This window comes from Actinocatenispora sera, from assembly GCF_018324685.1.
In the GTDB taxonomy this organism is placed as follows: domain Bacteria; phylum Actinomycetota; class Actinomycetes; order Mycobacteriales; family Micromonosporaceae; genus Actinocatenispora; species Actinocatenispora sera.
This window is the reverse complement of the sequence record NZ_AP023354.1, coordinates 3,149,011-3,172,510: the sequence shown is the minus strand read 5'-3', so window position 1 is coordinate 3,172,510 and position 23,500 is coordinate 3,149,011. Positions and strand designations below refer to the sequence as shown.

The following is a 23,500-nucleotide window of genomic DNA, read 5'->3' as shown; positions in this document are numbered from 1 at the left end:
GCCCCCACTCGACGGGTGGTTCCGGCGCCGCTCGGCGGGCGGTTACGGCGCTGCGCTGGGCGAGTACCTCTAGAGTTCTCGGCATGACCCGCGCCCACGACGACTTCCTCGACGACCTGTCGCTTGCGCACGTGCTCGCCGACGCGGCCGACCGCATCTCGATGGCCCGGTTCCGCGCGCTGGATCTGCGGGTCGACACCAAGCCGGACCTGACCCCGGTGACCGACGCCGACTCGTCGGTGGAGGAGTCGATCCGGTCGTCGCTGGCCCGGGCCCGGCCGCGCGACTCGGTGCTCGGCGAGGAGTTCGGCGCGAGCGACCCCGGCGACTGGCGGGGCAACCGGCAGTGGATCGTCGACCCGATCGACGGGACGAAGAACTTCGTCCGCGGGGTGCCGATCTGGGCCACCCTGATCGCGCTGTTCACCGGCGGCCGTCCGGTGGTGGGGCTGGTCAGCGCGCCGGCGCTGGGCCGGCGTTGGTGGGCCGCGCTGGGCCACGGCGCCTATGCCGGCCGCAACGCCACGCACGCCAACCGGATCGGCGTGTCCGGGGTGAAGTCGCTGTCCGACGCGTCGTTCTGCTACTCGTCGCTGACCGGCTGGGAGCAGCGCGGCAAGCTCGACGGGATGCTGTCGCTGACCCGGCGCAGCTGGCGGTCCCGGGCGTACGGCGACTTCTACGGCTACATGCTGCTCGCCGAGGGCGCGGTGGACGCGATGGTCGAGCCGGAGCTGTCGCTGTGGGACGTGGCGGCACTGATCCCGATCGTCACCGAAGCGGGTGGCAGTTTCACCGATCTGGCCGGCGCCCCGGCGCCGGGCGACGGCAGCGCGGTGGCGAGCAACGGCCCGCTGCACGGCGAGCTGCTCACCGCACTGAGCGACTGACCGTAGGCGTCCGACGACCGTACGCGCGTGACCGGCGACCATCGGCGGTCGGCCGGACACGGATGGTCGCCGCACGTTTGCCGGTCGGGCAATCACCGGTGTCGATGCCGTGGCGAGTAGCGCATATCCTCGCCCCGTGATGTCTGTGGGTTGGCTGAGTCTGTTCGCGATGATCCTGGCGTACGGCGTGGCCAACCTGCTGCAGTCCGTCGCGGCCAACCGGGTCCGGGTGCACGACACGCTGCACCCGGGCCTGTTCGTCCGGCTGGCCGGCCACAAGACGTACGTGGTCGGCGTGGTGCTGCAGTTCGTCGGCTTCCTGCTCGCCTTCCTCGCCCGCCGCGACCTGCCGCTCTACCTCGTCCAGGCGTCCTCGGCGGCCGGCATCGGCGTGATGGTGGTGCTCGGCGTCGTCCTGCTGCGCTGGCGCATCGTGCCGGTCGAGCTGGGCCTGATCCTGCTGCTGTCGGTCGGCATCGCCGCCCAGGTGCTCGCCGCCAAACCCGGACCGGCCCACCGCATCGGTACCGTCGGGGCGATCGTGCTGCTCGCCGCCATCGGCGCCATCGGCGCGCTCGCGCTGCTCGCGGTACGGCTGCGCGGTTCGGTCGGGTCGGTCGCGCTCGGCTCGCTGGCCGGGCTGGCGTTCGGTGCCGGCGCGATCGCCTCCCGGCCGCTCGCCTCGGCGCCCAGCCTCAGCGGGCTGGCCACCAGTCCCCTGCTGTACCTGCTGGTGCTGCACTCGATCCTGGCCCAGCTGCTGCTCGGCCTGGCGATGCAGCGGGGCAGCGCCACCGCCGCGGTGGCGGCGATGGACGCCGCGTCGGCGATCCCGGCCGCGGTCGTCGGGCTGCTGTTCCTCGGCGACGGGATCCGGGCCGGCATGCACTGGATCGCCCTCGCCGGGTTCTGCCTCTCACTGTGCGCCGTGCTGCTGCTCAGCCGGTACGCCAAGCCGCAGCCGCGGCGGATCGCCGCCGGCCACGTCACCGCCTTCGGCCCCGCCGACGTGCACTGACCGCCCCGCCCGCCCCGCCCGCCCAGCCCCGCGTTGATCAAGGGATCGGGACACGTCGGCGCAGGACGCTCTGCCGCGATCCCTTGATCAACCCGCCGGTGGGGTGGCTTCGCGCAGGGCGCGGCGGCGGGCGTGCCGGCGCAGCGCCACCACCAGGCAGACGATGCCGGCGAACAGCAGACCGCCGCACGGGCAGGCGACCGCCGCGACGATGCCACCGACCAACCGCGGGCCGCTGAGCGTCGCACCGACCGCGAGCTCCTTCCGGCCGGCCGGGCTGGTGCAGGTCAGCCGGTAGCTGCCGGTCCGGTCGGCGCGCAGCTGGTAGGCGGCCGACCACGACTCGTCGCCCTGGCTCATGGTCAGCCCGGAGGTCTCGGACAGCGACAGCCCGGCCGGGCTGGCGGTACAGCGCAGGTCGCCTCCGGCGGTGTCGCCGGACACGTACAGGGTGCGTCGCTGCCCGGCGGACAGCGACAGCCGCACCGTCTGCCCGGTCTCGAAGCGCTGCAGGTCGCCGAGCGCGGGGCGCAGCGCGAACAGGAACGCCCCGATGCCGGCGGCGATGCCGACGACCAGCACCGCGATGGCGATGCCGTACCAGAGGCGGCGCGGGCGGATCGTCGACTGCTCGGTCATCGGTTCAGCCTGCCAGGCGCGCGCCTGTACCCCACGGCGCCCCGCCATCCGGTCGCCCTACCGCGGCCCGGCATCCGGTCGCCGACGAAGGTTCACCACACGGTCGCCACCGCGGCCCGGCATCCAGCCGCCGACGAAGGCTCGCTATCCGGTCGCCACCGCGGCCCGGGATCCGGTCGCCCGCGGCGGTTCGCGGCCCGGTCACCCGCCGCGGCCGGCGTCGGATCCACCCCGGTCCGGTGGCACGTCACCGGTCGCCGGCGGGTGGCTCAGCGCTCGGCTTCGGGGCCGAGGACCGGTTTGATGTCGACGATCGGGGTGGCGTCGAGCGCCTCCAGATCGCGGACCCGGATCCGCATCCCGTCGATCGCGACGATGGTCACCCGGTGCAGCCCGATCGGGTTCGGCCGGTCCGGTGACCGGGTGGCGAACACGCCGGTGACCGGCCGGGCGGTGTCCCCGCGCGGATGTACGGCGAGCACCTGCCGGTCGGCCCGGTGCAGCCAGGTCAGTACCAGCACGTCGGTGCCGACGGCGAGGTCGCGCATCGCCTCGGCCACGCCCGGCTCGAGCACCAGCCAGGCGTCCGGCGCACCCTCGTCACCCTGCCGGGGCGCCTGGTCACGGTCGGTCAGCGGCGACTCGACCCGGCCCACGGGCCGGATCAGGTAGCCGTCATCGTCGGTGTCGTCGATGGACTCGGTGTCGTCGATGGCCAAGATCGTCCTCCCCGCTCCGGCCGGTCGGCGCCGCCCGCAGCCGGGCCGGCCGACGGCACGCTGGTACCGCATCGTCGAGCGCGGCCGCGGGAGCGCGGCGCGTCCATCATCCACCCCGGATCAGATGCCCTGGCCCAGAACCGAAGGGTCGGCTTCCAGCAGCCGGGGGCTGCCGCCGTCGCGCGGATCGAGCAGCAGGTACGCGGTGTCCGGCAGGTCACGCAGGAACTCCGGCGTCGGCGCGTACCGGGCGGCGTCCGGAACCGCGGGCGGTACGTCCGGCCGCCACGGGTGCGGTGGCAGCGGCGGCGCCGGTGGCGGTGCCGGCAACCGGCCGGGTGGCTCCGGCTCGGCGCCGGCCCGGCGGGCCGTGCCGGCCGCGGCGGCGCGGCGCTCGGCGGTGGAGTCGGCGACGAGCAGTTCGATACCGGCGGGCAGCAGGCGGGCGGCCTGGTTCGCCTGGGCGGCGCCGTGCTGGCGCATCAGTACGGTGGCGTCGGTACCGGTGGGTGGCGCGACGTCGGCGCGCAGCCGCCGGTAGAGCAGCAGCAGCCGGATCCCGCGGCGGCGGGCCAGCGTGCCGAGCCGTTCCAGCTGCGCGCGGCGCAGCCCGCCCGCACCGGCGACCACCAGCAGCCGGGCCGGTCCGGACTCGGTGGGGACCAGCCGGCGCACCTGGTGCAGCAGCGTGCCGGCGAGGATCTGCGCGAGTAGCCCGGTGGACAGGTCCTCGTCGTCGCCGGCGAGTTGCATGACGCGCAGCTGGGCGTGGGGATCGCGGTACGGCCGGACGCCCGGGTCGTGTTCCTCCAGCAGCGCGAGCTGCTCGGCCGCGGCGGCCAGCCGGCGCAGCCTGCTCGCGGCGGTCTGGTTGCCGACCTGGCGCAGCGCGGCGGCGAGGTTCGCGCGTTCCGCGGAGCTCAGCGCGTCACCGTCGGCGATCTCGCCGTTGAGTGCCCGCAGCGCGGCGGCCACCCGGCGGAAGGTGACCGCGCCGCGCAGCGCCGTCACCGCCTGCCCGGCCAGCGCGGCGTCGCCGGACCGGTCGCCGGTGTCGGGGTCGCGGTCCACCGCGTGTACCGCCTCCGCGAGCACCGTGCCGACCTGCGCCGGGGCCAGGTCGGCGAGCAGACCGACCGCCGGCAGGTGGTCGGGCAGGGTGAGCAGGTCGAGCCGGTGCCCGGCGGCGCCGGCGACGCGGACCAGGTCGCGCGCGGCGCTGCTGCCGGTGAGGTCGAGGATGGTGACCGAGCCGCCGGAGCCGATCACCGAACCGGCCACCGTGGACAGCAGCGCCGCCCAGCCGCGGTCGGTGCCGCCGTACACGTCGACGTGTTCGGCGCCCGCCGGGCGCAGCGGCCGCCACCGCCCGGCCGGTACCTCGGGTGCCGGTGCCGGGGCCGGCTCGGCCCGCCGGGCGCAGCCGCGCAGCCAGCGCTGGTGTTCGGCGTCGGCGTACCGGGCGGCGAACCGGCGCGGCAGGATCAGCACCGCAACGCCCGCCAACGCCAACCCGGCACAACCGGCACCGGCGAGTGCCAGGCCCCCGCTGCCCAGCGCCGCGGCCACCGCGAGCGCGACGACGGAAAGCCCGGCGGCGGCCACGGTCGGCCACCGGTACCGCAGCGTGCGACGCGCGGCGGCGTCGTAGCGCTGCGCGGCGGCGTGCACCCAGTCCGGCAGCGGCACGGACGGGGTGGTCGGTGCGGCGCGTTCGGGGACCGGCGCGGGCTCCAACCGGTACTCCCAGCCCCAGCGCTCACCGGGAGCGAGCAGCGCGGTGGACCGGCGCTCGGCACCGCGGCTCACGCCGGCTCCCCCGGTCCGTCGACCTCGTCGACCGGTTCCGGTGCCGCGGCCGACGCGGCGGACGGCGGCGCGGCCGGTGCGGCGGACGGGGGTGCGGTTGGTGCGGAGGACGGCGGCGCGGCAGACGGCGGTGCGGCCGGTGGACCGGGCGGCGTGGCCGGGGCGGCGCCGGTCGGGGTCGCGACCGGCGGGGTGGGTTCGTCGGTGCCGGCGCGCATCGGGCGGTCGCGGGCGAGGCGGTCCAGCTCGGCGGCGAGCTGGTGCAGGCGTTCGCTTGCGGCCCGGTGCGCGGCGTCGCGGCGCTCGTCGTCGGCGCCGGTGAACCGGCGGTCGCAGCCGCCGCAGTGGGTGGCGAGCCGGTCGCTGATCGCCGGGCAGGCCGGGCAGCGTCGGCGGGTCAGTTCGGCGCGCTCGCGCGTGGCCCGTTCGTGCAGGTCGGCGGCGGCGGCACCGCGATCTGCGGCGGCCCGCAGCCGGCCGGGCAGTTCGGCGTCGGACAGCGGCCGACCGTCGACCGACAGGGCGGCCTCGGCCAATCTGGCCAGCGCGCGGCGGCCGGCCCGGCCGCCGGCCGGGTCGGCACCGATGGTGACCAGCAGCGGGTACCAGCCGAGGACCGCGAGGTGCAGCGCGCCGGCTGCGGGGCGGCGATGCCAGCGCCGGGCCAGCTCGGGGTCGGCGTCACCGTGCGGGCGCCAGCCGTCGGCGGCGGTGACCGCGGCATCGAGTACCGCCGCGGCCGGCTCGGTCAGGTACGGCACGGGCAGCAACAGGTGCGCGTAGTGCCGTCCGGTCCACCGTCGGCGCAGCGACACGCCAGCCGGCTCGGTCACCTGTTCCTCCCGCGCCACCCGCCGTCATCCTCACGCTCCGTGTGCGCAAGAAAGCACGCACCGGGTGGAAAACAGCCCATCCGGTCGGCCGCGAGCCTATCTTCACCCGAGTACGGGCCGACAACGGAGGCGTCCACGGCGCCACGATCACACCCCGACAACCGGACATTCGGCCGATAGGTCACCAACTGCGGTACACAAGGTGGGATCGGCCGGAGAATCCACGGTATGGGACAGGTTCAGCACTTACCATCCACGCACGAAGCGGTGCCGGCCGCAACGCGTCGTCCGACGGGTCGCCGGTCCGGACCGCTACGGGCTGCCGGGGGCCGACGCGACGGGCTGCCCGCCCGTCGACCGGGTCGCGAGGTGATGGGGGGTGCGTCGAGGGTTCCCGTGCGGCCGGCACCGGGATGCCGACACGATGGCGCACGACGGCCGTTGTGATGGGATCTCGATACCGGCGCGATCCGCGTGATCGCGCACCGCCTGTCACCGGGAGGCACTCATACCGTGCTGGAGGCCGTCGGACTGCGACCGCCGGAATGGCGTACGTACCACGTACTGATGCGGATGCCCACGAGCACCGCGGACGAGCTCGCCGAGCGGCTCGGGCTGGGGATCGATGAGGTCGCCGCCGCGCTGACGGTGCTGCAGCGGCGCGGCGCGGTCACCCGCACCCCGGACGACCCGCACCGGTTCCGGGCCGTACCGCCGGATCTGGCGTTCGGGCCGGAGCTGCGGCGCCGGCAGCGCGACCTCGCCGTGGTCGAGGAGGCGGTCGACCGGCTGTCCGCCGAGTACCGCAACCAGCTGGCGCTGCGCGGCACCGGTGATCTGATCGAGGTGGTGTTCGGCGAGGCGATCGGGCCGCGGATCGCGGAGCTGGAGCGCAAGGCGCAGCAGGAGGTGTGCGCGATCGTCAAGACGCCCACGTTCGCGCTGGAGGCGTCGGAGAACGTCGCCGAGCTGGAGGGGCTGCGGGCCGGGGTCACGTTCCGCACCATCTATCCGCGCGAGGTGCTCACCATGCCGGGCGATCCGTTCCGGCTGTCGGAGTCGGTGGAGATGGGCGAGCGGGCGCGGGTCATCGACGAGACGCCACTGAAGATGATCATGGTGGACCGCTCGGTCGCCGTGGTGCCGGTGCTGCCCGCCGACTCGACCGAGCCGTCCGCGCTGCTGGTGTACCCCAGCGGGCTGCTCGACGCGCTGGTCGCGCTGTTCGAGGCGATGTGGGGCAACGCCACGCCGCTGCTCGCCGCGCCGGGCGAGACGGTACGGGAGGCCAACGACAACGCGCCGTCACCGCAGGACCTGCACCTGCTGTCGCTGCTGCTGGCCGGGCTGACCGACCAGGCGATCGCGGCGCAGCTGGGGCTGTCGATGCGTACCGTGCAGCGCCGGGTGCACGACCTGATCGAGCTGGCCGGGGTGCGCACCCGGCTGCAGCTGATCTGGCGCGCCGCCCACCGCAACTGGCTCTGAGCCCGCCCGCGCTCAGGCGGTCCAGGTGTTGCCGGTGATGCGCTCGTACGCCTCCTGGTAGCGGGCCCGGGTGGTGGCGACCACGTCGGCCGGAATCTCGGGGCCGGGGTAGGTCTTGTCCCAGCCCGGCACCGCGGACGCCCAGTCGCGCAGGAACTGCTTGTCCATCGCCCGCTGCGGCCGGCCGGGCTGCCACTCGTCGGCCAGCCAGAACCGGGACGAGTCGGAGGTGAGTACCTCGTCGGCGAGCACCAGCTGCCCGTCGGCGTCGACGCCGAACTCCAGCTTGGTGTCGGCCACGATGATGCCGCGCTCGCGGGCCAGGTCGGCGCCGCGCCGGTACACCTCGAGGGTCAGGTCCCGGAGCCGGCCGGTCAGCTCGGCACCGAACTGCTTCGTGACCTCGTCGAGGGTGATGAACTCGTCGTGCCCCTCGGTGGCCTTGGTCGTCGGGGTGAAGATCGGCTCGGGCAGCTTCGACCCCTCGACCAGCCCGGCGGGCAGCTCCACCCCGGACACCGACCCCTGCTTCTGGTACTCCTTGAGGCCGAGCCCGGCGAGGTAGCCGCGGGCGATGCACTCCACCGGCAGCATCTTCAGCGGCCGGCACCGCACCGCACGGCCGGCCCATTCCGGCGGCACGTCGGTACCGGAGAGCACGTGGTTGGGCACCAGGCCGGCGAGCCGGTCGAACCACCACAGCGACAGCTGGGTCAGCAGCTTGCCCTTGTCCGGGATCGGGGTGGGCAGCACGACGTCGTAGACGGAGATCTTGTCGGAGGCGACCAGGATGATGTCGCCGTTGTCGTCTTCGTACAGGTCGCGGATCTTCCCGCTGTACACGTGCTTCACTGCTGCTGCTCCTGTTCCGGTCCCGGTCGGCTGCCCGGCGCGTCGTTGTTGGTCAGCCTCCCATGTCGTGGCTCGGGCGGGGCTGGCGGACCCCCGGGGGGCAACAGGAAGCGGGCCCGTCCGGCGCTGGGGGCCGGGCGGACCCGCGATGGAAGTGGGCCGGCCCACCGGTTCGGCGAACCGGCCCACTGCCTGTGCGTCAACAGCCGTCGATCAGCTCTTCTTCAGCGTGACCGAGACCGTTACCGTCTTCCCCTGCTTGATCGTCACGCTCTTCACCTGCGGCGCGTAGCCGTCCTTGGCGTAGATGACGGTCAGCGGGTTGTTCCGGTAGTCCAGCCACAGCGCGAAGTTGCCGTCCTTGTCGGTCTTCAACGTGTAGCTGGCGGTCCAGCTGTCGATCTGGACGGTGGCTCCGACGATCGGGGCCACGTTGCCCTTCCCGTCGTCACCGGACACGGTGCCGGTGATCTTGCCCCAGGTCGCCGGCGGCTGGACGTGCATCGTGACCTGCACCGGCGCCACCTGGTACGGCGTGTCGGTGCTCAGGCCGATGCCCGCGGTGTAGTCGCCGGGCTGGGTGATGTCCGGAACCGAGGCGTCCATGGACACCTTGATCTTCTTGCTCTCACCCGGCGCCAGGGTGATTTCCTTGCGGTTCAGCGACATCCAGGTGACGTCGGAGCTCCCACCCTGGTCGTAGCCGCCGAGCACCTCGGAGGTGGCCACCGGCGGAACGAGGAAGCCGCCGGGGTTACCGCCGATGGCGTAGAACCCGATGGCACTGCCCGAGCGGTACAGCGAGGCGTTCGCGTTGGGCAGCGGGCTCCACGTGTCGTCCTGCGGGTTGTACGCGTAGCCCTGGTTCGTGATGGCCGCACCGTTGCCGGTGACGCCACCCGAGACCAGCAGCAGCCCGTTGGCCGCCGTGTACGCCGAGCCCCACAGGTCGATCGGCAGGTCCGCAACCTGGGTCCAGGTGTTCGAACCCGGGTCGTAGACGAAGGCGTGCTGGCTCGACGAGGACGGGCCCGAGCCACCGGCGCAGTAGATCTTGCCGGACAGCGCGCCACACGAGGTCCACGACGTGGACTCCGGGTAGTCGGCCGCCGTCGACCACGAGTCGCTCGACGCGTCGTACACCGACACGGCCTTCTGGCCGCAGGAGCTGGTGCAGCCGCCGATCGAGTACAGCTTGCCGTCCAGCACCGCGCTACCCGCACCGGCGTAGATCGACGGCGCCGAGGTACCGGTGGACCAGCTGTCGTTCGCGGGGTCGTAGATCTCCAGCTTGGTGTCCGGGTTGCCGTCGGCACCCCAGCCACCGACCACGTAGAACTTGCCGTTGATGAACCCGTGCGCGGGGTTGCCCTCGCGCGTGTCGGCGGCGCTGGCTGCCTGGCTCCAGCTGCCGTCGGCCGGGTCGTACACGTACAGGTCCTTCGTGTCGGCCGAGCCGTTGAAGCCGAAGGCCGAGTACACCTTGCCGTCGTGGACACCGACGGCACTGTCCTGGATCGCGGTCGGCGCGTTCGCGATCGAGGTCCAGGCGTCGTCGGCCGCGGGAACCTCGGCGGGCGCGTTGCCGGCCTTGCCGTTGCTGCCGGCGAGTCGCTTGGCCGACGTGTCCGCCTTCACCTTGTGCACCGGCGCACCGGTGCTCTTGGACTGCATCTGGAAGCCGCCCGGCTGCTCGCTGACCTTGACCGTCGCCGGCTGGCCGCCGGTGTTGGTCACGGTCACGCTGCCGGACGCGGTGCCGGCCCAGTCGACCTTCTTCGAGATCGAGGACTTGTCGAGCGTGATCTGTCCCGCGGTCAGGCTGAAGTCGGCCCGGGTGACGTCGTCGGTGGCGACCGACACCGACTTCGACACCGACTGGTAGGCGCCCTTGCTGGCGGTGAACGGGTGCGCACCGGTCAACGAGGAGAACATCCAGTAGAAGCCGCCGCCGGCGGCGTCGACGGTGTTGGCGTTCTCCGCCGGCTTGTCATCGCTGCTCACCGAGGCGGACGTGATGCCGCTGCCGGTGTTGGCGTCGGTGACCTGCCCGGCGACGAGGCCGCCGTGCACCGGCGCGCAGTACGCGTCGCCGAGGAACACGTTGTCCAGCTCCCAGTACCAGCCGTAGTGGCCGGTGTAGTGGAACCGGACCTGCACCGCCGCCTGGTTCGCCGCCTCGGGTACCTGGACCTCCTGGTGCCCGGACGTGATGCCGCTGGTGTGGTGCCAGACGTTGCTCCAGGTGGCGCCGCCGTCGACGGAGACGTCGACGTCACCGACCTGGCTGGAGTAGCCGTAGTAGTACGTGTCGAAGCCGACCGCCGGCGAGTCCACGTCGGACAGGTCGGTCACCGGCGAGGTCAGCGTCGTGTCCTCGGTCTTGGACGAACCGAGGTGGTCGCTGTCGATGATGGCGAAGCCGCCGTCACCACCGGTCTTGTTGCCCCGGTTGCCGTCGTCGGTGAAGCTCCAGCCGCCGTCGCCGGTGGCGTCGGCAACCGTCCAGCCGTCCGGCGCGGTGGTGCCGTCGAACGACTGGTTGGTGCCGTTGTACTTCTTGGTGTAGCCGGGCGCGGCGCAGGTGCTCGCGTCGGCCAGCAGCTGCAGGTTCTGGTGCACGTCGGCGTCGCCGACGTGCACGGCGCTGTCCACACCCGTGTAGCCCGGCAGCTCGGAGCTGACGTGCAGGGTGTAGTCGGCGTCCGCCGGAAGCTCCAGCGAGAACTTGCCGGTGTACGGGTTGGTGTAGACCGGGCCGCCGGGGACGCCGTCCACGGTGACCTTGGAGTACAGCGGCCAGCCGTGGCCGGAGCCGTCGGTGACGGTACCGGTGACGGTGTGCTTCTGCACTGGCGACAGGGCGAAGTTGGCCGTGACGGTGCCGCCGTCGGAGACGGTGATCGACGCGGTCTTGTCCTGGTAGCCGTATGCGGAGGCGGTCGCGGTGTAGTCACCCGGCGGCATGGTCAGCGTGTAGCTGCCGTCCGCGCCGCTGGTGGCCTGGTTGTCCCCGACCTTGATGGTCGCGCCGGAGATGGCCGAGCCGGAACCCGCGTCGGTGACCGAGCCGGACACCACGCCGTGCGGACCGCTGCGGAACGCGGCCAGCCCGTCCGGCGTGCCCAGGCCGGTCGGCCCGTCGTAACCGGCACCGGCGGTGCACAGGTACGCCGGGTCACAGCTGCCGTTCGCGCCCTCGGTGACGTCGTTGAGCGCGCCGGCGTTGGCGTACGGGTAGGCGTTCGGGTAGCTGCCCGCAACCGGGGTACCGGCGGTGGCGTAGACCCCGGCGATGATCGGGGACGCCGCGCTGGTGCCGCCGTACTGCGCCCAGCCGGACGCCTGGTAGCTGTTGTAGACCGCGACACCGGTCTCCGGGTCGGAGACCGCGGACACGTCCGCGACGGCCCGCATGTCACAACCGCTGTCCTGCTGGAACGTCGGCTTCGGCTCGTACATCGAGCAACCCGAGCCGGGGCCACCGTACGAGTTGTGCCAGACGCTCTCCGACCACCCGCGGTCGCTGTTGTCGCGCACCAGTGCGGTGCCGCCGACCGAGGTGACGTACTGCGAGGCCGCGGGGAACGCGACGCCGTAGTCGCTGTCACCGGACGAGACGGTGACCGCCACGCCCGGGTGGTTGTAGTACTCCTCCTCGTAGGTCAGCTCGTCGGCGGACTCGCCGCTGCCGGGCTGCGAGTTGTAGTTGGTGCCGTAGGAGTTCGACACGTACTTGGCGCCCATCGCCACCGCGGTGTTGACCGAGGTACCGAGGTCGTCGAAGCTGGCGGTGTCGCCCTCCACCAGCAGGATGTGCGCGTTCGGCGCGATCGCGGAGACCATGTCGAGGTCGAGGGCGATCTCACCGGCCCACCCGGAGTCGGGGTTCGGGTAGTCCGTCCCGCCGCGCTGGTCCACCTTCTGGAAGCACCCGTTGTCGGTGGTGCAGGCGGGCAGCCCGTACTGCTCGCGGTAGACCGCGAGGTCGGACTCGGCGTTCGGGTTGTCGTACGCGTCCACGATCGCCACGGTCTGGCCCGCACCGCCGTTGTCCGGCAGGTTGTAGGCGCTGCGCAGGTCGGTCGGCCCGTACCCGGACGGCGTGTCGTTGGGTTGGATGCCCTTCGCACCGGCCACATCGGTGCGACGCAACGAGAAGCAGGTGAACTCGCCGGCCTTGGCCGGTCCGCAGACCTTCTCCACGTTGGGACGGGCGGTCGTGGTGTCCCCGGACGGGGCGGCGAGCACCGGGGTCTGCGTACCCAGGCCTCCCAGCGCCACCGCCGAGGCGACCGCGAGGCCGTACATGCCGGCTCTCACGCGTCGGTGCAGCGTTCGTTTACTGTGCATCAAGGTCCTCCCAGCCTTTCTGCACGTGTTGTCACCCGGGGCCTCCTTGCCCCTGAATGTGAGCAACGACGCGGCTGGTACCGCGCTGGGGGTAACAATCCCGAAGCTGGCGGTAGGCATTCAATGTCCGTCATGTGGCGGACATGCGCCATGACCACAGCCCGCCAGGACGAAACAACTCCAAGTAATGCAAAGCGACCTTAAGGGGCGTTTCGCTGCGGCGCGAGCACGACGAAAGCCGGGCCACTGTTCGTGGCCCGGCTCCCTTCCGTTACCGGTGATTCAGCCCTTCAACGCACCGCCGAGGGCGAACGAGCCCGACAGTTTCCGCGACATGACCAGGTACAACACCGCCACCGGGATGCAGTAGAAGATCGAGAACGCCGCCAGCTGGCCGTACTGCACGCCGCCGTGCTGCGGATCGAAGAAGGTGAAGATGCTGACCGATGCCGGCAACTGGTTCGGATCGATCAGCAGGATGAACGGCACGAAGAAGTTGCCCCACATGCCGATGAAGGTGAAGATCGTCACGACGACCACGCCGGGCCACATCAGCGGCAGCACGATGCGGCGCAGCGTCGCCATCGAGCTCGCCCCGTCGGTCCAGGCGACCTCCTCCAGCTCCACCGGCACGCTGTCCATGAAGTTCTTCATCAGCCAGATGCCGAACGGCAACGCCGTGGACCCCATGAACACCGTGGCCGACCACATCCGGTCGATCAGGTTCAGCTGGGTGAACATCGCGTACACCGGGATCATGATCGCGGTGATCGGCAGGCCCGTGGTGAACAGGATCGTCAGCAGGAACGGTCGTTTGAGCCGGGATCGGTAGCGCGACAACGGGTACGCGGCGAGGATCGCCACCACCACCGTGATCAGCGTGCCCCCACCGCACAGGACGAGCCCGTTGAACAGCGGGCGGAACAGGATGTCCACCGTGGCCACGTGCGCGAAGTTCGCCCCGGTGAAGTGCTGGGGCCACTCCACCTTCAACGTCTGCCCCTGCGCCACCGAGGTGGTCACCACCCACAGCAGCGGCACCAGGAACGCGACGCCCACCACGGCCAGCCCGACGTTCGCGGCGACCTTGCCCGCCGCCTGTACCGACTTGGCCATCAGTCCGCCTCCGGTCGCAACGCCCGCAGGTAGACCAGCGAGAACAGGGCACCGATCACCAGCAGCACCAGGGCCATCGCGGTGCCGTACCCGATCTCGTAGTTCTGCAGCGCGGTCTGGTACGTGTAGATCGGCAGCGTCGTGCTCTTGTTGCTCGGGCCACCCTTGGTCATCGCGAAGATCAGCCCGAACACCGACAGCGTCTGCAACGTGATCAGCATCAGGTTGGTCGCCACCGAACGCCGGATGGTCGGCACGGTGACGTGCCAGAAGCGTTGCCACACACCGGCACCGTCCATCGCCGCGGCCTCGGTCAGCTCGGCCGGTACCTCGGCCAGCGCGGCCGAGTAGACCAGCATCGAGAACGCGGTACCACGCCAGACGTTGGCCAGCGACACCGCCAGGATCGGTAGCGTGTAGAGCCAGTTCTGCTGCGGCAGGTGCAGGAACTTCAGGATCTCGTTGAGGCTGCCCTCGTCCCGGAAGAACGCGTACATCAGGTAGCCGGCGACGATCTCCGGCACCACCCAGGCGGCGATCACCAGCGCGCCGACGATCGACCGCAGCACCTTGGTGGCCAACCGGAACAGCAGCGCGATGACCAGACCCAGGATGTTCTGCCCGACGATCGCCGAGAGCACCGTGAAGATCAGCGTCTGCAGGATCGCGTTGTAGAACTGGTCGTCGCCGAACGCCTTGCGGAAGTTGGCCAGCCCGACGAAGTTCGTCGTCGTGGCGCCGGTCAGCTGCATGTCGGTGAACGCGTAGTAGATGCAGTAGATGATCGGTCCGGCCAGGAAGACCAGCAACAGCACCACCGCCGGCAGCAGCGGCAGCCCGCGAAGGATCGTCCGGCCGCGCATCGGAACCCGCGCGGCACCGGGAGCTTCCGGTGCCGCCGTGGTCCGTTCGGCCGTCGTGCTCGCGGTCATTTCGCGGGGCCCGAGTCCTTGGTCGTGTTGTTGCCGACGATGTCGGCCACCGACTTGTCATAGTCCGCGGACGCCTTGGCCGGGCTGGAGGTACCGGTCGTCACCGCCTCCATCTGCTCCTGGATCGCCGTGGACACCTTCGGGTACTCGGCGTACGCGGGCCGGTAGTGCGTGACCGCCACCAGATCGGTGAAGAACTTCACGGTCGGCGAGGAGTTCTGGTACTTCGGGTCGGCCGCGACGTCCTTGCGCACCGCGATGTTCTGCGCAGCGTTGTCGTAGGTGACCGCGTTCTTCTCGGTCTGCATCGCGGTGACGAACTTCCACGCCAGCGTCGGGTTCTTGGCGTTCTTGGTGATCGCCCAGCTCCACCCGCCGGACATGCTGGTCTTGCCGGGCGCCTGGCCGTTCTGGGTCGGCATCGCGGTCCAGCCGATGTTCGTCGTCCAGTCCTTCCACGGCTTGGGGCCGGTGGAGATCCAGTTGTTGGCCGTCCACGAGCCGTCGATCGAGAACCCGATCTTCGCGTTCGGGAACCAGTCCGTGTTGACGTTGGTACTGATGTTGGCGTCCAGCGCCTGCGACGGCTTCGGGCCGAGACCGGTGGAGTACACGGTCTTCAGGAAGTTCATCGAGTCCTGGAAACCCTTGCTGCCGACGACCCACTTCTTCTCCTGCGGGTTGTACAGCTGGTCGGCGGTGCCGTAGAGCAGCATCTCGAAGCCCTGCATGCTCGACGCCTCACCACCGGCCTTGCCGGTGTAGAGGTTCATCGGCGTCACGCCGGGCACCTTCTTCTTGATCTGCCGCGCGGCGGACAGCAGGTCGTTCCACGACTTCGGTTCCCAGTTCGCCGGCAGCCCGGCCTTGGCGAAAACCTGCTTGTCGTACCAGATCCCGCGGGTGTCGGTGCCGTCCGGCACGCCGTACACCTTGCCGTCCTGACCAGTGACCGACTCCTTCGCGGCGTCCTGGAACTGGCTCCACTGGTCCCACGACTTGACCTGGGCGTCGATCGGGCGCAGGAACCCGGCCTTGATGTCGGAGTTGATCAGGAACGTGTCCTCGTACGCGAGGTCGGGCGCGGTGCGCGGCGACTTCATCATCAGGTCGAGCTTGGTGTAGTAGTCGTTCTCGGTCGCCTGGATCGGGATCAGCTTGACCGTCTTACCCGGGTTCGCCTTCTCGAACTGCTTCTTCACCCCGGCCAGGAAGTTGTCCATGATCCGGCTGTTGTTGTCGGTGGACCGCTGGTAGGCGATCTTGATCTCGTTCTTCGAGTCACCGGACGAGCCGCACGCCGCCAGCAGGGGCGCGATCACCGCACCGGTGAGGGCGATCGTCGCGAGCTTTCGGAACCGCATGGTGGTCCTTCCCGAGCGGCCGGGTACCCGCAGTGCGATGTGGACCGCCCGCTCAACCTGTCACGCGAGGGCACCAACCACTCAGAGCGCGGCAACGTCGTGCCACGTGGTAGCGGGTTCCCATGTCGGTCATGCAAACCGTGTTGCACGAAAGTAAAACCATTGGATTAACTAAGTCAATGACTTCCCGGACTCGAACCGACGACGACGGCGAGCCGCTGACCCCGGCGCTACCCGCAGCAGTCGGCCAGGCGCGCAGCGGTACCAACCTGCCCCGGGTCGGCGGCTACAACCAGGCGGTCGTGCTCGACGCGATCCGCGAGTCGGCCGGGATCAGCCGGGTGGAGCTCGCCGCCATGACCGGTCTGACCACCCAGACCGTCTCCAACATCGTCCGGCGGCTGCTCGCCGCCGGACTGATCGCCGAGACCGGCCACGCCCCGTCCAGCGGTGGCAAGCGGCGCACCCTGCTGACCATCCGCTCCGACGCGTACTTCTCCGTCGGCGTGCACCTCGACCCCGACGCGATGGTCACCGCCGTGGTCGACCTGGCCGGCGCCACCGTGCACCGGCACCGCCGCCGGCTGGCCTCCACCGGCGACCCGGCTCGGCTGGTCGGCGTGGTGGCCCGGGCCGTCGACCGCGCCGTGCAGCAGGCCGGCGTACCCTGCGGACGCATCCTCGGGCTCGGGGTCGCGGTGCCCGGTCCGCTGGACACCAGGCACGGATTGGTGGTCGAGCCGCCGAACCTGGCCGGCTGGCACCAGGTCGCGCTGCGCGACGCGATGCACACCGCGACCGGACTGTCCACTGTGGTGGACAACGACGCCACCGCCGCCGCGATCGGGGAACGCTGGGCGGGCGGCGCGGAACGCTCCGGCAGCTTCCTGTTCCTGTACCTCGGAACCGGCATCGGCGCCGGGGTCGTGCACTGGGACCGGGTGCTGCGCGGCGACTCCGGCAACGCCGGCGAGATCGGCCACGTCATCGTGGTTCCGGACGGGCGACCGTGCCGCTGCGGCGCCCGCGGCTGCCTCGAGGCGCACTGTTCTCCGGCCGCGTTGGTGGCCGACCTGCTCGAGCGGCACGGCCGCCGCGCCACCAACCGTCTCGGGCTCGACCTGCGACCCGACCGGGTACGGGCCGACTACGACCTGCTGTGCCGCGCCGCCCGCGACGGCGACAAGGCCGCCGCCGACACGGTACGGGTGGCCGCGGAGCGGATCGGCCAGGCGGTGCTGAGCGCGGTGAACCTGCTCGACGTCTCCCGGGTGGTGCTCGGCGGCGACGCACCGCCCGGGTTCGCCGAGCCGGTCCGGGACGAGATCGACCGGCAGGTCAACGGGCACTCGATCGCCCGCCGGGTGCGCACGGTGGCGATCGAGGACAGCCTGGTCGGCCCGGACGCCGGCGCGGTCGGCGCCGCCTCGCTGGTGCTGCACGGCACGTACGCGCCCGGCTGGCGGCTACTGCTCGGCACCGAGAGCCAGTGACCGCAGGGGTCGATGCCACGTCCCGGCGGCCTCGACCCCATGCCGACGCGCGTCGCCCGGCCCGACCCGGGACCGACACAGGGCTGACACGCGGCGTCCGGCCCGACCCCGGACCCACACAGGGCCGACACGCGACGCCCGGCACGACCCCGGACCGAGGGCCGACACGCGGCGCCCGGCACGACCCCGGACCGAGGGCCGACACGCGGCGCCCGGCCCGACCCGAGATCAAACACAGGGCCGACGCGCGGCGCCCGGCACGGCCCAGTGCCGACGCGACTCGGGGGCGCCGCCGGCCCGCCTCGCGACGGCGACGGCACGAGTGCCGACGCGCGGCGCTCGCGTTCGCCGGTACCGATGGTGATCATGCGATGATGCTCCGGTGACGGCGTTCGAGGTGTGGGCACCGGCCGCATCGCGGGTGCGGCTGCGGCTGCGGCCGTCCGGCGACGGGCCGAACGGCGCGCCGCCGACGACCGTCGACGAGGTGCACGAGCTGACCGGCGGGCCGGACGGCTGGTGGCGGCTGGAACTGGCCGAGGTACCGGTCGGCACCCGGTACGGCTTCCTGCTCGACGACGACGAGACCGCGCTGCCCGATCCGCGCTCGTTGCGGCAGCCCGACGGCGTGCACGAGCTGTCGGCTATCTACGACCAGGACGCGTTCGAGTGGACCGACGACGCCTGGACCGGCCGGCCGCTGCCCGGCAGCGTGCTGTACGAGCTGCACGTCGGCACGTTCACCCCGGGCGGCACGTTCGACAGCGCGATCGAGCGGCTGGACCACCTGGTGGAGCTCGGCGTCGACCTGGTGGAGATCCTTCCGGTCAACGCGTTCAACGGGCCGCGCAACTGGGGCTACGACGGCGTGCTGTGGTACGCGGTGCACGAGCCGTACGGCGGACCGGACGGGCTGAAACGTTTCGTCGACGCCTGCCACGCGCGCGGGCTCGGTGTCGTCCTCGACGTGGTGTACAACCACCTCGGCCCGTCCGGCAACTACCTGCCGCGGTTCGGGCCCTACCTCAAGCCCGGCCGCAACACGTGGGGCGAGCTGGTCAACCTGGACGGGCCGGACTCGGACGAGGTCCGCCGCTACATCGTCGACAACGCCCTGATGTGGTTGCGCGACCACCATCTCGACGGGCTGCGGCTCGACGCGGTGCACGCGCTCGCCGACGACCGGGCGCTGCATCTGTTGGAGGAGCTGGCGATCGAGGTCGACGCGTTGTCGTCCTGGGTCAACCGGCCGCTGTCACTGATCGCCGAATCCGACCGCAACGATCCGCGGCCGGTCACCCCGCGGGCGGCGAACGGCTTCGGGCTCGCGGCGTCCTGGGACGACGACGTGCACCACTGCGTGCACGCGCTGCTGACCGGCGAGCGGCAGGGCTACTACGCCGACTTCGGCTCGGTCGACGGGGTGGCCAAGGTGCTGACCGGCGCGTACTTCCACGACGGCACCTGGTCCAGCTTCCGGCGCCGGCACCACGGCCGGCCGGTGGATCCGCGTTCGACGCCGGGGCACCGGTTCGTGGTGTTCCTGCAGGACCACGACCAGATCGGCAACCGGGCCACCGGCGACCGGATCTCGGCGACGCTGCCCGAACGGCTGTGCCGGGTGGGCGCCATGCTGATGCTCACCGCGCCGTTCACGCCGATGCTGTTCATGGGCGAGGAGTGGGCGGCGAGCACGCCCTGGCAGTTCTTCACCAGCCATCCGGAGCCGGAACTCGCCGCAACCGTCGCGGCCGGGCGGCGGGCCGAGTTCGCCGCGCACGGCTGGCCACCCGGCGACGTACCCGATCCGCAGGATCCGGAGACGTTCGCCGCCTCGGTGCTGCGCTGGGAGGAGCTGGCCGAGCCGGCGCACGCGGCGATGTTCGGCTTCTACCGCAAGCTGATCGCGCTGCGCCGTTCGATCCCGGAGCTGTCGGACCCCCGCCTGGAGGAGGTACGGGTGGACACCGGCACCGACTGGCTGACCATCCATCGTGGACAGTACCGGATCGCGGTGAATCTCGCTGATCGCCGTCGAACCGTTGCGCTGCACGGGGTCCCGGTCGACGTCCCGCTCGCCACCGCGCCCGGCTTCGTCTACGCCCGGCACGAGATCCAGCTGCCACCGCAGTCCGCCGCCATCGTCCGCTGCCTCCCCCCACCCCACCCCCTGCCGCGTTGATCAAGGGACCACCCCGTCGATCAAGGGACCGTCGCGTTGATCAAGGACCGTCGCGTTGATCAAGGACCGTCGCGTCGATCAAGGGACCGTCGCGTTGATCAAGGGATCAGAGGCGCGGCAAGCGCTTTCTTCGGCCGCGATCCCTTGATCAACTCCCGGAGCCCTTGATCAACCCTCGGAGCCCTTGATCAACCCTCGGGGTCCCTTGATCAACGCGGGAAGTCGGCGGGGGCGAGCGCGGCAGGGTCGGTGAGTTCGGTACGGGCCCGGGAGGCGGCGCCGACGACGACGGCGTCGCTGCCCAAGCCGGCCCGCACCAGGCGGATCGGCTGGCCGCTGACCGGGGGTTCGGCGGCCAGCGCGGCCCGGATCGGCGGTTCGAGCAGCGACCACGCCGCGCTCACCCCGCCGCCGACGACCACGGTGGTCACGTCCACCACGCCGGCGGTGATGAGCACCGCGCGGGCGATGCCGGTACCGGCGGCGTCGAACACGGCGCGGGCAGCGGGGTCGCCACCCTCGGCCGCCCGGGCGACGTCGCGCGCGGTGGCGACCCGGCCGGTACGGTCGGCGTAGCGGGCCGCGATGGCCCGGCCGGACGCCAGCGTCTCCAGGTGGCCGCGACCGCCGCAGGAGCACGGCAGGTCACCGAAGCCCGGTACGTGGCCGATCTCGCCGGCCGCACCGTGCGGCCCCTCGTACAGCCGGCCGTCGAGCCACAGCGCGCCGCCGACACCGGTGCCCAGCGTCATGCCGAGCACGTACGGCTCGCCGGCGACGGCACCGCCGGTCGCCTCGCCGCGCAGGAACGCGTTGACATCGTTGTCCAGGTACGCCGGTACCGCGAGGTCGGCGGCGATCGTGTCGGCAACCGGGAAGCCGGCCCAGTCGACGAACGAGTCGCTCGCCGCCACCACCGCGCCGGTACGGGTGTCGACCACCCCGGCCGCGCCGACGCCCACGCCGAGCAGCCGCGCCGGGGTCCGGGACACCAGCATCCGTACCGCGTCGACGGCCGCGGCGACCATCGCGGCACCGCCACGGCTCGCCGGGGTGGCCAGTTCGGCCCGGGACAGGATGCTCAGATCCGGTGCGCAGAGGGCAACCTGGGTCGTCGTGCCGCCGATGTCGACCCCGGCGTACACCTCGGGTTCGGTCACGCGCCGGCTCCGGCGACCGCCTGCCGCGCCGCGCGGCGACGCCGCTGCACGGCGGGATCGGGTACCGGCACCGCGGCGAGCAGCCGCCGGGTGTAGTCGGTCTCCGGGTGCAGCAACGTGGCACCGGTGCGGCCCTGCTCCTCGATCCGGCCGGCGCGCAGCACCACCACCCGGGCGGCGAACCGTTGCACCACGGCCAGATCGTGCGAGACGAACAGGCAGGCGAAGCCGAGTTCGGCCTGCAGCTCGGCGATCACCTCGAGTACCGCCTGCTGCACGCTGACGTCCAGCGCGCTGGTCGGCTCGTCGGCCACCAGCAGCCGCGGATCCAGCACCAGCGCGCGGGCCAGGCTGACCCGCTGCCGCTGCCCGCCGGACAGCTCGCGCGGCGCCCGGTCGGCGAGCGAGCGCGGCAGCCGTACCCGGTCGAGGACCTCCTCGACCCGGGACCGGCGCTGCCGGGCGGATAGCGACCGGTGCACCCGCAGCGGCTCGGCCACGCACTCCGCGACGCTCATCCGGGCGTCCAGGGACGCCACCGGATCCTGCAGTACCACGCCGATTCCCGCGCGCAGCTCGCGGCGGGACCGGCCGCGGGTGCGGCGCAGGTCGGCGCCGAACAGCGACACCGTACCGGCGGAGGGCGTGATCAGCCCGAGCGCGACCCGGGCCGCGGTGGACTTGCCGGACCCGGACTCCCCCACCAGGCCGACCGTCTCGCCGGCCCGTACCTCGATCGACACCCGGTCGAGCGCGCGCACCGCGCGGCCGCCCCGGCCGAACACCACCGACACGTCGCGCAGCGCCACCACGGACTCACCGGCCGACCCCTCCGCGGCCGGTTCGGTCCGGGCCACCGGGACGCCGGGTTCCGCGACCGCCAGCCGCGGTACTGCGGCGAGCAGCCGCTGGGTGTACTCGTGCTGCGGGTGCAGCAGTACCTGCTCGACCGGCCCGGTCTCGACGATCTCGCCGGACAGCATCACCGCCACCCGGTCGGCGAAGTCGGCCACCACGCCCATGTTGTGGGTCACCAGCAGCACGCCGGTACCGGCGTCGGCGGCCAACTCGCGCAACAGGTCGAGGATCTCCGCCTGCACGGTGACGTCGAGCGCGGTGGTCGGCTCGTCGGCGATCAGCAGGCTCGGGTCGTTCGCGATCGCCATCGCGATCACCACCCGCTGCCGCTGCCCGCCGGACAGCTGGAACGGGTATGCCGCCGCGCGCCGTTCCGGATCCGGGATGCCGACCCGGCGCAGCAGCTCGACCGCCTCCTGCCGGGCCGCTGCCTTCGACACCGGCCGGTGATTGCGGATCACCTCGACGATCTGCGCGCCCACCCGGGTCAACGGGTCCAGTGCGGTCGCCGGCTCCTGGAACACCATCGACGCGGTACGACCGCGCAGCCGGCGGAGATCGACGGCACCGCCCCGCCCGGCGCCCGAACCGATGATGTCGGTGCCGTCGATGGTGGCGCGCCCGGTGACCCGGGCGTTTCCGGACAGTAGGCCCATCGCGGCCAGCGCCACGGTGGACTTGCCGGAACCGGACTCGCCGACCAGCGCGAGCGTCTCACCGGGCGCCACCGTGAGCGAGACGCCCCGTACCGCCGGGACCTCGCCGGTCTCGGTGCGGAAGGTGACCGCGAGATCGGCCACGTCCAGTATCGGCGCGGTCATGCCCGCCCCTCCTTCGCCGGGCCGCCCCGGCGGTACGAGACCGGGCCGCCGCCCGGTCATGAGCGTCCCCGTACGTCGAAGGCGTCGCGCAGGCCGTCGCCGATCGCGTTGAACGCGCAGACGACCAGGATCACCGCGAGGCCCGGTGGCAGGATCAGCCACCACCGTCCGGAGTAGACGGCGGTGAGTCCGGCCGACAGCATGCCGCCCCAGTCGGTCTGCGGCGAGCGGACGCCGAGCCCGAGGTACGACACGTACGCGACCAGCATGATGGCGTCGGCGATCTGGAACGTCGCGGCGACCACGATGGTGGACACCGAGTTCGGCAGGATGTGCCGGGAGATCGCCCGGGTGTGCGTACCGCCGATGGCGCGCAACGTCAGCACGTAGTCGCGGTTCTTCAACGTCAGCGTCTCGGCCCGGATCAGCCGCGAGGGCACCAGCCAGGACACCAGACCGAGGATCGCCACCATGCCCCAGATGCCGGGGCTGACGATGGCGGAGATGACCAGCAGCACGAACAGCGCCGGGATGGCGATGCCGGCGTCCACCACGCGCATCATCGCGGCGTCGACCCAGCCCCCGGCGTACCCGGCGACCGCGCCCCACAGCATCCCGATGATGGTGGCGAGCGCGCCGGCGGCGAGGCCGACGAGCAGCGAGACTCCCCCGCCGTACATCAGCCGGCCGAGCTCGTCGTGGCCGACCGCGTCGGTACCGAGCGGGTGGCTGCCGCCGGGGGGCTGGTTGACCGCGTCGAGCGCGGTGTGCGTCTGGTCGGTGTGGTACAGGTACGGTCCGACGAAGCAGAACAGCACGAACGCCACCACGACGGCGAGGCCGACCACGGCGAGCTTGTTGCGCAGGAAGCGCCGTACCACCAGCCGCAGCCCGGTGACGCCCTCGGCCACCGGCAACGGCTCCGCGATCGCGGTCACGAGCGCACCTCCCGGTTCGGATTGCTTGTACCGCA

General features: G+C 72.0%; 17 protein-coding genes. 5 read left to right on the top strand and 12 right to left on the bottom strand.

Annotation, left to right across the window (positions count from 1 at the left end; all coding sequences use genetic code 11):
• The first annotated feature begins 83 nt into the window (after positions 1-83).
• Positions 84-890 carry a histidinol-phosphatase gene (gene hisN, locus Asera_RS15235; RefSeq protein ID WP_030448627.1) on the top strand — a complete coding sequence of 269 codons (807 nt, stop codon included), beginning with the start codon at positions 84-86 and terminating at the stop codon, positions 888-890.
• A gap of 136 nt (positions 891-1,026) precedes the next feature.
• Positions 1,027-1,908 (top strand): hypothetical protein, encoded by an 882-nt coding sequence (locus Asera_RS15230; RefSeq protein WP_051802775.1) that lies wholly within the window; start codon positions 1,027-1,029, stop codon positions 1,906-1,908.
• Positions 1,909-1,995: 87 nt separating this feature from the next.
• Here Asera_RS15230 and Asera_RS15225 read toward each other — a convergent pair whose 3' ends face one another.
• The 4 genes from Asera_RS15225 to Asera_RS15210 all read right to left on the bottom strand — a co-directional run bounded on the left by Asera_RS15225 (position 1,996) and on the right by Asera_RS15210 (position 5,908).
• The gene (locus Asera_RS15225; RefSeq protein WP_030448625.1) at positions 1,996-2,547 is read right to left on the bottom strand and encodes a hypothetical protein; all 552 of its coding nucleotides are present in this window, start codon (positions 2,545-2,547) and stop codon (positions 1,996-1,998) included.
• A gap of 269 nt (positions 2,548-2,816) precedes the next feature.
• Entirely contained in the window at positions 2,817-3,266 is a 450-nt protein-coding gene (tsaA, locus tag Asera_RS15220) for a tRNA (N6-threonylcarbamoyladenosine(37)-N6)-methyltransferase TrmO (protein WP_244843888.1), read from the bottom strand.
• 120 nt (positions 3,267-3,386) lie between these two features.
• A complete protein-coding gene (locus Asera_RS15215; protein WP_030448623.1) occupies positions 3,387-5,075 on the bottom strand; it encodes a hypothetical protein in 1,689 nt (562 codons plus the stop codon).
• The gene (locus Asera_RS15210) at positions 5,072-5,908 is read right to left on the bottom strand and encodes a hypothetical protein (RefSeq protein WP_157035083.1); all 837 of its coding nucleotides are present in this window, start codon (positions 5,906-5,908) and stop codon (positions 5,072-5,074) included. The genes Asera_RS15215 and Asera_RS15210 overlap by 4 nt, the downstream gene beginning before the upstream one ends.
• Before the next feature lie 474 nt (positions 5,909-6,382).
• On the opposite strand from Asera_RS15210, the gene Asera_RS15205 reads away from it, so the two are divergent.
• Positions 6,383-7,396 (top strand): helix-turn-helix domain-containing protein, encoded by a 1,014-nt coding sequence (locus tag Asera_RS15205; protein WP_342344419.1) that lies wholly within the window; start codon positions 6,383-6,385, stop codon positions 7,394-7,396.
• Positions 7,397-7,408: 12 nt separating this feature from the next.
• Here the strand turns inward: Asera_RS15205 and Asera_RS15200 are convergent, their stop codons facing one another.
• From Asera_RS15200 to Asera_RS15180, 5 genes are all read right to left on the bottom strand, one after another.
• On the bottom strand, positions 7,409-8,248 hold the full coding sequence (locus tag Asera_RS15200; RefSeq protein ID WP_030448620.1) for a phosphoribosylaminoimidazolesuccinocarboxamide synthase: 840 nt from the start codon (positions 8,246-8,248) through the stop codon (positions 7,409-7,411).
• A gap of 213 nt (positions 8,249-8,461) precedes the next feature.
• Positions 8,462-12,559 (bottom strand): carboxypeptidase regulatory-like domain-containing protein, encoded by a 4,098-nt coding sequence (locus tag Asera_RS15195; RefSeq protein ID WP_030448619.1) that lies wholly within the window; start codon positions 12,557-12,559, stop codon positions 8,462-8,464.
• A 324-nt stretch (positions 12,560-12,883) separates the two neighbouring features.
• A complete protein-coding gene (locus Asera_RS15190; RefSeq protein ID WP_030448618.1) occupies positions 12,884-13,717 on the bottom strand; it encodes a carbohydrate ABC transporter permease in 834 nt (277 codons plus the stop codon).
• Positions 13,717-14,580, bottom strand: a complete 864-nt coding sequence (locus tag Asera_RS15185; RefSeq protein WP_030448617.1) for a carbohydrate ABC transporter permease — start codon at positions 14,578-14,580, stop codon at positions 13,717-13,719. The genes Asera_RS15190 and Asera_RS15185 overlap by 1 nt, the downstream gene beginning before the upstream one ends.
• 65 nt (positions 14,581-14,645) lie before the next feature.
• A complete protein-coding gene (locus Asera_RS15180; RefSeq protein WP_051802774.1) occupies positions 14,646-16,013 on the bottom strand; it encodes an extracellular solute-binding protein in 1,368 nt (455 codons plus the stop codon).
• Between the two features lie 179 nt (positions 16,014-16,192).
• Here Asera_RS15180 and Asera_RS15175 point away from each other — a divergent pair, with 179 nt between their 5' ends.
• Together Asera_RS15175 and treZ are read left to right on the top strand one after the other, a co-directional pair.
• Positions 16,193-17,506, top strand: a complete 1,314-nt coding sequence (locus Asera_RS15175; RefSeq protein WP_084132460.1) for an ROK family transcriptional regulator — start codon at positions 16,193-16,195, stop codon at positions 17,504-17,506.
• A gap of 382 nt (positions 17,507-17,888) precedes the next feature.
• On the top strand, positions 17,889-19,688 hold the full coding sequence (treZ, locus tag Asera_RS15170; protein WP_051802773.1) for a malto-oligosyltrehalose trehalohydrolase: 1,800 nt from the start codon (positions 17,889-17,891) through the stop codon (positions 19,686-19,688).
• A 209-nt stretch (positions 19,689-19,897) separates the two neighbouring features.
• On the opposite strand, the gene Asera_RS15165 is transcribed toward treZ, so the two are convergent.
• The 3 genes from Asera_RS15165 to Asera_RS15155 are packed head-to-tail and all read right to left on the bottom strand — an operon-like array spanning position 19,898 to position 23,465.
• Positions 19,898-20,848: an ROK family protein gene (locus Asera_RS15165; RefSeq protein WP_211255746.1), complete on the bottom strand. Its 951-nt coding sequence runs from the start codon at positions 20,846-20,848 to the stop codon at positions 19,898-19,900.
• Positions 20,845-22,527, bottom strand: a complete 1,683-nt coding sequence (locus tag Asera_RS15160; protein ID WP_030448612.1) for a dipeptide ABC transporter ATP-binding protein — start codon at positions 22,525-22,527, stop codon at positions 20,845-20,847. Before Asera_RS15160 ends, Asera_RS15165 begins: the two co-directional genes overlap by 4 nt.
• 56 nt (positions 22,528-22,583) lie before the next feature.
• Complete coding sequence (locus Asera_RS15155) at positions 22,584-23,465, bottom strand: ABC transporter permease (RefSeq protein ID WP_035298063.1); 882 nt, start codon at positions 23,463-23,465, stop codon at positions 22,584-22,586.
• Positions 23,466-23,500: the final 35 nt, after the last annotated feature.